Raw genomic sequence first — 11,970 nt, 5'->3', positions numbered from 1 at the left:
TCTAATATCTAATATCTAATATCTAATATCTAATATCTAATATCTAATATCTAATATCTAATATCTAATATCTAATATCGCCGTTGATCTTTTAAGCGCTTTTCCCTATAATCCGCGCAGCCCACGTTACAGGTACAACTAACCGAATTTGTGGCTCAACCACAACGGTTGTTGTGGTTCGCGGGGAAGCCCGGAACTACTGTCGTGAACCTTAAAGAAAGAGTAATTCTCAATGAGTACATTTGTTGCAAAACCAGAAACAGTACAACGTGACTGGTATGTTATTGACGCTGAAGGTAAAACTTTAGGTCGTTTGGCAACTGAAGTTGCCCGTCGTTTGCGCGGAAAGCACAAGCCTGAGTACACGCCTCACGTTGACACTGGTGATTACATCATCATCGTTAACGCTGAAAAGGTTGCTGTAACTGGCCGCAAAGCGCAAAACAAAATCTACTATTCACACACGGGTTACCCAGGTGGTATCAAAGAAATCAACTTCGAGAAGTTGATTGCTAAGAAGCCTGAAATGGTAATTCAGAAAGCGGTGAAAGGTATGTTACCTCGTGGTCCACTAGGTCGTGCCATGTTCCGTAAACTGAAAGTGTACGCTGGTGCAGAGCACAATCATGTTGCTCAGCAACCAAAACAACTTGAAATTTAAGACGGAGCATGAAGACTATGGCACAGAATCAATACTACGGTACTGGTCGTCGCAAAAGCTCAACTGCACGCGTTTTCTTGCGTCCAGGCAGCGGCAACATCAGCATCAATAACCGCACGTTAGAAGAATACTTCGGTCGTGAAACTGCTCGTATGGTTGTTCGTCAACCACTCGAGTTGGTCGACATGGTTGAAAAATTCGACTTATACATCACTGTTAAAGGTGGTGGTGCAAGTGGTCAAGCAGGCGCAGTGCGTCACGGTATCACCCGTGCACTGATGCAATATGACGAAGCTTTACGTGGTGACTTACGTCGCGCGGGTTATGTAACTCGTGACGCGCGTCAAGTTGAGCGTAAGAAAGTCGGCTTGCATAAAGCACGTAAGCGTCCACAGTTCTCGAAGCGTTAATTCTTCGGAATCTCGACTACGTCAAAAACCCGGCCTTTGTGCCGGGTTTTTTGTCTTTATCCTTGTAAAAATCAGGGCATTTCTTTATCATCTGAAGGCATTTTTTTGCCGTTCACCTAAAATCACTTTAGGTGGACCTATCGCAGCAGCTAATTACTGACTTCGCGGCTATGTCTCGCGAAGCGTCCAAACTGGAGAGTAAGTGGATGAGCAATGCGCCTGTAGATAAAGGCCGCCGTCGTTTCCTGACCGTCGCGACATCTGTCGTCGGTGCAGCGGGCGCGGTTGGTGTTGCCGTTCCTTTCATTGCGTCTTGGAACCCGAGCGAAAAAGCTAAAAACGCGGGTGCCCCAGTGGAAGTGAACATTGGAAAAGCCGAGCCGGGTCAATTGATTCGTGTTGAATGGCGTGGTCAGCCGGTTTGGGTGGTACGCCGTACCCCTGAAATGTTGGCATCGCTTGAAGCCGTGAACGACCAACTCCGTGACCCAAATTCTGACGAACCACAACAACCTGAGTATGCGAAAAACTTGCACCGCTCGCGCAAAGAAGAGTTCTTTGTTGCCGTCGGTATTTGTACGCACTTAGGCTGTTCGCCACAGTTCCTCGATCAAGGCATGGGTGAATACGTTGAGGGGGCTCAGGCAGGCTTCTTCTGTCCGTGTCACGGTTCTACCTTCGATATCGCTGGTCGAGTATTCCAAGGCGTTCCTGCACCGTATAACTTGGTGGTTCCGCCTCATTACTACATCAACGATAACACCATTTTGGTGGGTGAAGATGGGGAGCAAGCCTAATGAATAAACTCATTGCATGGTTTGACGAACGTATTCCGATGACCAAAACGTGGAATATCCACTTAGCTCAATATCCAGCTCCAAAAAACTTTAACTTCTGGTACATCTTTGGTGTGCTAGCAACGTTGGTTTTGGTCAACCAAATTTTGACCGGTATCTGGTTAACCATGAACTACGTCCCTTCAGCTGAAGGCGCTTTCGCTTCAGTTGAATTTATCATGCGTGATATCGAGTACGGCTGGTTACTTCGCTATATGCACTCAACCGGCGCGTCGGCGTTCTTCGTGGTGGTTTACTTGCACATGTTCCGTGGCATGATGTACGGCTCTTACCAGAAGCCGCGCGAATTGCTGTGGGTGTTCGGTATGCTCATCTTCCTTGTCTTAATGGCCGAAGCCTTCATGGGCTATTTGTTGCCATGGGGTCAGATGTCGTACTGGGGTGCACAGGTAATCATCTCGTTATTCGGTGCGATTCCAATTATTGGTGACGATTTAACACTATGGATTCGTGGCGACTACGTAATCTCAGGTGCGACGCTGAACCGCTTCTTTGCACTGCACGTGATTGCATTGCCATTAGTGTTGGTTATCTTGGTGTTCTTACACATCATTGCGCTACACGAAGTTGGCTCGAACAACCCTGAAGGTATCTCAATTAAGAAACCGAAGGGCTCGGTGCCAGACTCAGAGAAGCCGAAGTTTACCTTCCATGAGCGTTTTACTAAGAAGTACGACATTGTTGATGCATTCCCATTCTTCCCGTATTACATCGTGAAAGATTTGGTGGGTGTCGCTATCTTCTTGTTCTTCTTCTGTTATGTCATTTTCTTTGCTCCGGCAATGGGCGGCCTGTTCCTTGAGCCACCTAACTTTGAAGCGGCGAACCCGCTGAAAACGCCAGAACATATCGCACCAGTTTGGTACTTCACGCCGTTCTACGCAATTTTGCGCGCGGTACCTGACAAGCTACTCGGTGTTATTTTGATGTTCGGTGCTATCGTTGCGCTATTCGTGCTGCCTTGGTTGGATCGTGGTAAAGTGCGCTCAGTTCGCTACCGTAGCACGTTGCACAAAGTAAACCTGACTGTGTTTGCAATTAGCTTTATTGCACTCGGTTATCTGGGTCTGAAGCCAGCGACAGAGGTTTACACCATGTTCGCTCGTATCTTCACCTTCTTGTACTTTGCGTTCTTCGTCTTGTTGTTCTTCTACAGCAAGAATGAAAACACGAAGCCAGTTCCAGAGAGGATTACTAAGTGATGAAACAGTTAATCAAAAGCACTCTGCTGGTAGCAGCATCACTGTGGTCAGTTGCAACATTAGCAGCTGGCCCAACAGTACCACTGGACAAAGCTGACATCGATTTGCATGACAAAGCGTCACTGCAACGTGGTGCACAGTTGTTCATGAACTACTGCTTGGGCTGTCACTCAATGCAGTATCAGCGCTATAACCGTACCTTCCGTGATTTAGAGATCCCTGAAGAGTTAGGTATTGAGAATCTTCAGTTTACTGGCGAGAAAGTCGGTGACTTGATGACCAATGCCATGGCCACTGAAGACGCGGGTAACTGGTTTGGTACAGCGGCACCTGATTTAACCTTGGTAGCTCGTGTGCGCGGCGCAGATTGGATTTACACCTATTTGCGTTCATTCTATGTGGACGAGTCGCGTCCATTTGGCGTGAATAACACGGTATTCCCGAACGTGGGTATGCCGCATGTGCTCGAAGAGTTGCAAGGTATTCCACGTAAAACCACCGAAGAGAAAATGATTGACGGTGAAATGCAAGATGTTTACGTGGGCATTAAAACCGACGGCAGCGGTATGTTGACTGATGCTGAATACGATCAAGCAGCGCTCGACTTGACTAACTTCTTGGTTTACACCGGTGAACCTATGATGTTGGAACAGCAGCGTATGGGTTGGTACGTGTTCGGTTTCCTACTGGTCTTTTTAATTTTCGCAGTACTGCTGAAACGCGAATTCTTTAAGGACGTGAAATAAGCTTTATGGAGAACAACATGTCGGTTGCGGCAAACAAGCGGTCAGTGATGACCTTATATTCGGGCGTAAATGACTTACGCAGCCATCAAACACGTATCGTACTCGCTGAGAAAGGCGTGGGCGTTGAGATTACTTTTGTTGAACCGGATAATCTTCCGGAAGACTTAATGCAGCTCAACCCCTATGCAGATGCGTTGCCAACGTTGGTGGATCGTGAGTTAGTGTTATACAACGCTCATATCATCATGGAATATCTTGATGAACGTTTCCCGCATCCGCCATTGATGCCGGTTTATCCGGTTGCGCGTGGCACGAGTCGATTAATGATGTATCGCATTGATCGCGATTGGTATGCGTTGGCGGATAAAATTTTGGCAGGTGGAAAGGGTGCAGATGCAGCGCGTCAAGAATTACGCGAAGGTATTCTTGCGCTGGCACCTCTGTTCGCTGATTCACCGTTTTTCATGAGTGAAGAGTTCAGCTTGGTAGACTGCTACCTGGCGCCGTTGTTGTGGCGTTTGCCATTGTACGGTATCCAGTTAGAAGGTACTGGTGCGAAAGAAGTGAAAGCCTATATGGTTCGTGTGTTTGAGCGCGAATCATTTCAAGAGTCACTGACTGATATTGAGCGAGACTTAGGTCGGTGAGTGACGAAGCGATGACACCACGTCGCCCGTACTTAGTGCGGGCGATGTATGAGTGGATTCTGGATAATCAGCTCACACCACACCTTGCGGTTGACGCTGATTACCCTGGCTGTCAGGTGCCATGGCAATTTGTTCAAGATGGACAAATCATTTTGAACATTTCTCCTACCGCAGTAACTAACTTTACTGCTGACAACAATACGGTTCAATTCAATGCTCGCTTTTCCGGCAGCCCGCACCGAGTCATCGTGCCGATGGGTGCCATTCTTGCCATGTATGCGCGGGAAAATGGCGCAGGGACGATGTTTGAACCTGAACCAGATTACGATAATCCGAGCGCGATAACGCCTGTTAGTGAACCTACGGCGGAGAGTGTAAAAAGCGAAAAAGCAGAAAAAGAAACCGACACCAAGAAAAAAGAAAGCCAGAAGAAAAAATCTTCCGGCTCTCATTTGCGGGTTGTGAAATAATTCAAATCTCTTTTATTCGAAAGCGTCAATAACGCGTGTGACACCGTTGATGTTGCGCGCTATGTCGATTGCCTGACGCGCGATGTCGCGTTCGACAAACCCCATTAAAGCGACCTCACCATTTTCCGTAACCACTTTAATATCGCTGGCTTTGATATTTTCGTCGGCAATAAATTTCGCTTTAATCTTACTGGTGATGTAAGTGTCTTTACTAATTTGACCGAGTGATATCACGGGCGCCACTTTAAGTTCATTGTGAACTCTATCGACGCCTTGAGTATTACGTACGATATGACTTGCTAAATCGCGCAAGGAGCTATTCGTTACTTGGCCCAATAGCAACACCGAACGATTAAATGAAACCACTTGGACACGAGAATTATCAAGGCGATCTTCGCGTTTTAGTGCCGTAATAACCCGAACTTCAATGGTTTGATCGTCAATTTGAGTACCAACGCTACGCGTATCCGTTGCTGCAGATATACCCACTGCAGTCGCGCCAACGAGAGCTGCAGCACAACCACTTAAACTAACCGCCACCGCGGTACAGAATACCGCAACAGACAAAAACTTCCGAGGTTCAGCCATTAATCTGTCTCCTGTGGGAAAATTCGATGCTCTACAACACTGCACAGCATGTTAGATATTTGCAGTAAATGCTCACTGGCACGAGCAGCATTACTTGTTGGAATACGTATCTCGACATCATCAGGGCCTAACAATCCGGCAATATCGACGTCACTGTTTTGGGTTAGCGCGATGATCAGCATGTCGCGGCTGAGCGCAGCCTCCATCGCTCGACTTACGCGAGGTGCACGCTCGGATGCATTAAATACAATGAGGACATCGCTTGGCTGGCCGACAGCTTGTAGTTGCTGTGCAAACATCCGGTCATACTCAAGCGCACCATAATCGGCGTGCAGCGAGGTTACCGGAAATGGTGGGCGCTCGAAGCTTAACCCGGTAAGCATTATATGGGCGAAATGCCTTGAGGTTGCGTGTGCAAGCCCTTCACCACAACAGTATACTTTACGCCCATTCAATAACGAATCGACCAACAAATTGCAGGCCATCTCAATTGGCTCTTGCAGCATATCGGCGGCAGCTATTTGTGTCTGAATACATTCGGTAAATAAAGTCTTTATAGGGTCCTGCATAACACCTCGTTAAAACGCATCTTGCAACCACTGCGCTTGTTTGTAGTCCATCACAATAGCCACGACATCGAATCGCATGCGCGTCACGTGTTCATTTAAATTTTGCTGTATCAGAAAGAGTTGCGCACAGCGTCGAATTCTTTGACATTGGGCAGCGGTAATCTGTTCCACCACGCTAGCAAAATGCTCATTACTACGGCTTTTTACTTCAATGAAAACCCAGGTATCCGCCTCACGCATAATTAAATCAATTTCACCCATGTCGCAACTATAGTTGCTTTCGACATGCTCTAAACCATGGCGCTCAAGCAGTGCGCGGGCGATCTCTTCGCCGTCATTTCCCATATCTTTTCGAGACATTCCTTGTCCTTTTAGCGTTATTGGCCGGCGACAACCTCGTGTCCGTCGAAGCGCGCCCAATTTAATTCACGAATTACCTGATTATTGCGAACCGTGAGTACCCCAGTTAGCCCTTGTGCTGAAATGCCAGGCATTGTCTGTAGCAGAGGAAGGCGTTGGCTGAGCAACAACGCATCATGGCCGAATGCGACCAGCCGCGCTGTGTTATAACCCCAATTCTTTCTTAATTCGAGTAAATCTTTTAGCTGCTGAGCTTCGTTGTGACCGGGCAATAGCCACGGTGCATCGGTGAAGCGTACATCATCCAAATCATTTTCGCTTAAATCATTACGTAGCGTATGGCTGCCAGAGTTTGCATACACAGGTAACGCCTTCATAAATGGCGAAATATTAACATCAATGAACGGCTTTAAAAGGCGTGTTTGTTCAATACCGCCAACTAAATAGACCGAATCGACATCCGCCCGACTGCGCGCTTGAGAATCGACAATAATCTTGCCAGCAGCGATTTTTACCTGATTTATTCTGGCTTCACTGGTGGTTACACCCAATTGATCTTGAACCGCTGTTTTCATTTCCTCAGTATTACGGTAGTTGCCCATCGAAATAGGGATTGGATCATTGAACTCTGCTTCCCATGCTGTTTTGAATACTTCGGCATGTAGTTGACCTCGCGCGGTTTCCGGCGCAAGCACAATTGGATGGCGATGTCCGCGTTTTGCCATATGTTTAGCTGCTTGGCGTATCTCAGTTTCCGCATCCAAAGCAAAAAAGTGCTGTTGTGGTAACGTTGGAATCAGCACCTCACCCGGTTCATTTAAAGTTAACCACGGCAGACTTTCTGGTAATTGCGAAGCATCAATTGCAGCAACGTTCGGCTTGAGTAACGGGCCGATTAGAACATTGGCTTGGTGTTGCTGAAGTAGCTCGGGTAGCGCGGCAAAATCGAGTGTGTTGGTATCGATAAACTTTGCGTGTACTTGCGGTAATCTACTTAAGGCTTTGACGAGCCCGTCACGAACCGCCAGGCCTTGCTCAGCGTACTGTCCAGTTAAAGGGAGTAAAACTAGGGCACGATGGCGCGGCTGTTCGGTTAGCGCGATTAAGTTATCAACCACAAATTGCGCGGGGTGTTCTGAGAAGTTAGCTTGCCACTGAGCAAGTGCATCATCCAATTCAGACGGCGTTGCACTAATTTGGTGCAATGTACGCATTAAATTAGCCCAGCCCGCCACCAGTTGGCTACGATCAAAGCTTGGCGGCAATGTGACTTGGTCAGGGTTTTGTACGTTACGTAAAATTTCCCAAACTTGTTCCGGTTGAGTCGAATCTGGTGCGATATTCAGTAGTTGTAATTGGTAGCTTGCTGCAAGTTCCCATTCTTGTTGTGCGCTTGCTGATTTTAATGCAAGTTCTAAGGTTTGCTCGGGATAATCCACCGACAGGCGAGGCTGAAGCAAAGGCTTGAGAAGCTGTTCGACATAATTCCAGCGCCCGTCGTGTCCTGCAAAACGCGCCTCTAGCAGTGCCATAAGCTGTCTTTGGGCGTTATTTAATGACTCCGCTTCGAAGTGACGTTGAATTTGTGCGATCACGACAGCACTTTGTTGCCATTGTCCATCTCGTTGAAACGTTGCTGCTGCTTGTAATAACGCATCAACTTGCTCTTTGCCTTCCATTAATCGTGCATTAGCGAGCCAACTTTGTGCTGAACGAAATTGCTCGTCTAGCGGCACCGCAGTGAATTCAGAACTGTCTTGACTGGTTGTGGATTGGGAAGCGGGTTCGCGTGGCCCTGATGAACAGCCATTGAGCGCAGTGAACAGCGCGACAATAACCATGCACAACAGCAACTTCTTTGGCACAATAGCAACAGACATTTTGAATTCACCCATGTTTTTTGCAATGGGTCATACTATAAACCGTACGGCAAGGCTTCACAATCGCGCCGCGAGGTTCTTACAAGGGGTTAACATGAGTACCGACAACGTTGGCTGTTTATATATTGTGCCAACACCAATTGGCAATTTGGCGGATATCACCGAGCGCGCAATCACTGTCTTACGCTCATGTGATGCAATTGCTGCTGAAGATACACGCCATAGCGGACAATTGATGCAGCACCTTGGTATTCGCGCAACCTTGTTCGCTTTGCATGAACACAATGAGCGGCAGCGCGCTGAACAAGTGATTGAGCGATTGCAACGCGGTGAATCGATCGCGTTAATTAGTGACGCCGGCACGCCGTTAATTTCTGACCCTGGTTATGTGTTGGTACAACAGTGCCGTCAAGCTGGCATCAAAGTCATTGCCTTGCCAGGCGCCTGTGCATTTGTCACGGCGTTGTCGGGAGCCGGCTTGCCAACCGACCGCTTTAGTTTCGAGGGTTTTTTGCCCGCCAAGCCACAACAACGCCGCAAGCGTCTTGAACAGCTCGTCAGCGATACCCGAACGTTGGTTTTTTACGAATCGCCCCACCGAATCACGGATACTTTAGCGGATTTGATGACCACAGTTGGTAGCGAACGCCCGTTGGTCTTGGCACGTGAACTGACCAAACAATTTGAAACCTATTTAACGGGCACTGTTGCCGAAGTTCAACAGCAAGTGCTCAGTGATAGCAACCAACAGCGCGGTGAAATGGTACTCATTCTAGGTGGTGCACCTGAAGTGGAGCACGATGATGTAAATCCAGCAGCACTGCGAACGCTCAACCTGCTTCGCAACGAATTGCCATTGAAAAAAGCGGCGGCGCTCGCAGCTGAAATACATGGCGCGCGCAAAAACACCTTGTATCAGCTAGCGCTTGAGCAAGATAACCAGTAGAATGCGCTTCGGGAGTCAGCCAGACAATCGCTGCCTATGCATGCATAGGGGGAGGAAAGTCCGGGCTCCACAGGGCAGGGTGCCAGATAACGTCTGGGCGGCGTAAGCCGACGACTAGTGCAACAGAGAGCAAACCGCCGATGGCCTACGCAAGTAGGATCAGGTAAGGGTGAAAGGGTGCGGTAAGAGCGCACCGCGCGGCTGGTAACAGTTCGTGGCACGGTAAACTCCACCCGGAGCAAGGTCAAATAGGGGTTCATTGGCGCGGCCCGCGTTGAACCCGGGTAGACTGCTTGAACGCTAGAGTGATCTAGTGGCTAGACGAATGATTGTCCACGACAGAACCCGGCTTATCGGCTGGCTCCCGACACTTCTTTCTCTGAGTTGGTTCGCTCTAACACATCACGATTAAATTGCTGCGTAAAGCGAATGAATTCCTTTAGAGGCATGGCACGGCCGTAGAAAAAGCCTTGCTGGTAATGACATTTTTGCTGCTGCAAAAATTCGACTTGTTGCTCATGCTCAACGCCCTCGGCAACCACACTCATGTTCAGTGTGTGTGCGATACGAATAAGCACTTCAACCAAGGCTTTTTGTTGCCCCTGATGTGGTACGTTATGTAAGAAACTGCGGTCGATCTTTATCACGTCAATAGGGTACGAACGCAGGTAGTTCAAGCTTGAGTACCCAGTCCCAAAATCGTCAATGGCTAACGAAATACCAGCGTCTCGCAGTTTACGCAAGTTAGCAAACTGGCGTTCTTTATTGCGCATAAGCATCGACTCAGTAATTTCGAACATCAATCGATTGGTCGGTACATCGGCTGCTGCAATTACATTTAACCAATGAGTTGCCGCCTGACGGTCATTGAATTCACGCGGCGAGCGATTCAGCGCAATCGCTAAATCAAGACCGGCGCTATGCATCTTTTTCCAATCACGAACGACCTGGCGCAGTACGAAGTCGCCCAAACCAATGATCGCGCCGGTCTTCTCGGCAATTGGAATGAATTCTGCGGGCGAAATAGCGCCTCGTTCTGGATGTATCCAGCGAATTAAAGCCTCACAACGTGTCAGTAAGCCTGTTTCCGTTTCAATAACCGGCTGGTAGTGCACCTCAAACTGTTCCGCTTCAATTCCTTTAATAATTTGATGGTGCAGATTAATGTCGCGCTCCGTGCTTTGGCGTAGCTGTTCATCGAAGAAGTGAACACTCATTGCGCCTTGTGCTTTCGCGGCATACATCGCTAGTTCCGCGTGCTTTAATAGCTGTTGAACTTCTTGGCCATCGTGCGGGAACATGGCGATGCCCGTACTGGCGGTCATATTGATATGGTTATGTTCAATGTCCAGCGTATGAAGTAAGTCGCTCATAATCGCTTTAGCGCGAATTTCAGCTTCACTCGGATCATTAAGATCTCGCAATACTATCGCAAACTCGTCACCACCAATGCGCGCTAATAAATCATCTTCGCGAATACTGGTTCGAATGCGCTCGGCAACGCGTTGCAATAAAGCATCACCCACTTCATGGCCTAATACGTCGTTAATTTCGCGAAGATGATCAAGATCGAGAACCAGCAGTGCGAATTTTTGTTGCGAGCGTAAGGCCGAACGAATATCTGCGCCAAGTTGTTCCGAGAAGAAGTTGCGGTTCGGTAAATCCGTTAAACCATCGTAGCGGGCTTGATACGCGATAGTCGAAATAGCGCCGCGTAATCGATGCTGAGTAAAAATTAGCATTAAAAAGGCCGATAGAATAACAGCCGTAAGACCGATACCAATCGCCCAGTGCAGCCAAAAATCGGCATTATTTGCGACCCACTGCCCGTCGCGAGGATAAGCTGCTAACTGCCAGCGACCGCGAGGAAAAGCAATTTCAGTGACCAATGCATCAGGGTTAAATACATCGTTATTACCAGCAAATGCGGTGGGGGTCGGGTTCAGATCATTTTGCACATGACGAATAGCAAAAGAATAATTCGGATGCTGATAAAATCGGACACCCTCTAAGAGATTCACATGGTCAATAACCAGCGAAGCGACACCCCACAACGTACGGTCATTACGGAATACCGGCATCCGTGCAATCAGAGCATCACGGCCTTGATTAAGACGCAACGGACCGGTCAACACCACGTCTTTTATCGCAATTGCGCGCAAGATGCCCGCATACTGCTCGGTATCCAGTCGGTAATTAAAACCTATTAATGACTGATTACCTTCGACTGGGTAGACGAATTTAACGACCAAATCGGGCGCGAGGGCAACATGCATGATATCGAGATTAGAGGAGAGAAATTCATCAATGATGTGTTGTAAGCGAACGCGATCGGGTGTGTCTTGCCAAAGAATTTCAGGACGCAACGCGCGCAGTGCTAACATATTGGCTTGTAAGCGCTGTTCAATTTGGCCTCGCATTGCACTTAAGTGCTCGCTGGCTCGGCGTTTTTCTATTTCCAGTTGTTGTTGACGTTCACCATCGACGACAAGATACACCGCGTACAATAAAGCCGATGCAATAAAGAGCACAACAACAAGGTAGCGCAATAAGCGCCAGCGTTCGGACTGCTTACCGAACTTATCTGGAAAACTCACGACATCTATCTGCTTCATTTATATGAGAAAGCTTGTT

The 11,970-nt window shown here is 48.1% G+C and carries 12 protein-coding genes, 1 other RNA gene and 1 pseudogene; 9 read left to right on the top strand and 5 right to left on the bottom strand.

Annotated features, from left to right (window positions below; genetic code table 11):
• The first annotated feature begins 232 nt into the window (after nucleotides 1–232).
• The 7 genes from rplM (at nucleotide 233) to LG272_RS00270 (ending at nucleotide 4,993) form a co-directional block, all read left to right on the top strand.
• Nucleotides 233–661, top strand: coding sequence for a 50S ribosomal protein L13 (rplM, locus tag LG272_RS00300; protein ID WP_092856588.1), 429 nt, complete (start codon nucleotides 233–235; stop codon nucleotides 659–661).
• A 17-nt stretch (nucleotides 662–678) separates the two neighbouring features.
• Nucleotides 679–1,071, top strand: coding sequence for a 30S ribosomal protein S9 (gene rpsI / locus LG272_RS00295; protein WP_092856585.1), 393 nt, complete (start codon nucleotides 679–681; stop codon nucleotides 1,069–1,071).
• Between the two features lie 206 nt (nucleotides 1,072–1,277).
• Nucleotides 1,278–1,868, top strand: a complete 591-nt coding sequence (petA, locus tag LG272_RS00290) for a ubiquinol-cytochrome c reductase iron-sulfur subunit (RefSeq protein ID WP_126759547.1) — start codon at nucleotides 1,278–1,280, stop codon at nucleotides 1,866–1,868.
• Nucleotides 1,868–3,130 carry a cytochrome bc complex cytochrome b subunit gene (locus LG272_RS00285; protein ID WP_126759546.1) on the top strand — a complete coding sequence of 421 codons (1,263 nt, stop codon included), beginning with the start codon at nucleotides 1,868–1,870 and terminating at the stop codon, nucleotides 3,128–3,130. Before petA ends, LG272_RS00285 begins: the two co-directional genes overlap by 1 nt.
• Nucleotides 3,130–3,876, top strand: a complete 747-nt coding sequence (locus LG272_RS00280; protein ID WP_126759915.1) for a cytochrome c1 — start codon at nucleotides 3,130–3,132, stop codon at nucleotides 3,874–3,876. Before LG272_RS00285 ends, LG272_RS00280 begins: the two co-directional genes overlap by 1 nt.
• A 17-nt stretch (nucleotides 3,877–3,893) precedes the next feature.
• Nucleotides 3,894–4,523 (top strand): stringent starvation protein SspA, encoded by a 630-nt coding sequence (sspA, locus tag LG272_RS00275; protein WP_126759545.1) that lies wholly within the window; start codon nucleotides 3,894–3,896, stop codon nucleotides 4,521–4,523.
• A gap of 11 nt (nucleotides 4,524–4,534) precedes the next feature.
• Nucleotides 4,535–4,993 (top strand): ClpXP protease specificity-enhancing factor, encoded by a 459-nt coding sequence (locus LG272_RS00270; protein WP_404408867.1) that lies wholly within the window; start codon nucleotides 4,535–4,537, stop codon nucleotides 4,991–4,993.
• A gap of 12 nt (nucleotides 4,994–5,005) precedes the next feature.
• Here LG272_RS00270 and dolP read toward each other — a convergent pair whose 3' ends face one another.
• Genes dolP through LG272_RS00250 form a run of 4 tightly spaced genes read right to left on the bottom strand, consistent with a single transcriptional unit; the run spans nucleotide 5,006 to nucleotide 8,390 of the window.
• A complete protein-coding gene (gene dolP / locus LG272_RS00265) occupies nucleotides 5,006–5,581 on the bottom strand; it encodes a division/outer membrane stress-associated lipid-binding lipoprotein (protein ID WP_126759543.1) in 576 nt (191 codons plus the stop codon).
• On the bottom strand, nucleotides 5,581–6,150 hold the full coding sequence (locus tag LG272_RS00260; protein ID WP_126759542.1) for an SIS domain-containing protein: 570 nt from the start codon (nucleotides 6,148–6,150) through the stop codon (nucleotides 5,581–5,583). Before LG272_RS00260 ends, dolP begins: the two co-directional genes overlap by 1 nt.
• Nucleotides 6,151–6,159: 9 nt before the next feature.
• Entirely contained in the window at nucleotides 6,160–6,510 is a 351-nt protein-coding gene (locus LG272_RS00255; protein WP_404408864.1) for a YraN family protein, read from the bottom strand.
• 17 nt (nucleotides 6,511–6,527) lie between these two features.
• Nucleotides 6,528–8,390 carry a penicillin-binding protein activator gene (locus LG272_RS00250; protein ID WP_404408862.1) on the bottom strand — a complete coding sequence of 621 codons (1,863 nt, stop codon included), beginning with the start codon at nucleotides 8,388–8,390 and terminating at the stop codon, nucleotides 6,528–6,530.
• Between the two features lie 94 nt (nucleotides 8,391–8,484).
• Here LG272_RS00250 and rsmI point away from each other — a divergent pair, with 94 nt between their 5' ends.
• Both rsmI and rnpB read left to right on the top strand, forming a co-directional pair.
• Nucleotides 8,485–9,336 (top strand): 16S rRNA (cytidine(1402)-2'-O)-methyltransferase, encoded by an 852-nt coding sequence (gene rsmI, locus LG272_RS00245; protein ID WP_126759539.1) that lies wholly within the window; start codon nucleotides 8,485–8,487, stop codon nucleotides 9,334–9,336.
• An 11-nt stretch (nucleotides 9,337–9,347) separates the two neighbouring features.
• An RNA gene (rnpB, locus tag LG272_RS00240) (RNase P RNA component class A) lies at nucleotides 9,348–9,705 on the top strand.
• Nucleotides 9,706–9,800: 95 nt separating this feature from the next.
• On the opposite strand, the pseudogene LG272_RS00235 reads toward rnpB, so the two are convergent.
• Nucleotides 9,801–11,612 (bottom strand): annotated as a pseudogene (locus tag LG272_RS00235) (putative bifunctional diguanylate cyclase/phosphodiesterase); the annotation flags it as partial.
• Between the last annotated feature and the right edge of the window lie 358 nt (nucleotides 11,613–11,970).

The organism is Pseudidiomarina marina (assembly GCF_044807045.1).
In the GTDB taxonomy this organism is placed as follows: Bacteria; Pseudomonadota; Gammaproteobacteria; order Enterobacterales; family Alteromonadaceae; genus Pseudidiomarina; species Pseudidiomarina marina.
This window is presented reverse-complemented; position numbering and strand designations above follow the sequence as displayed.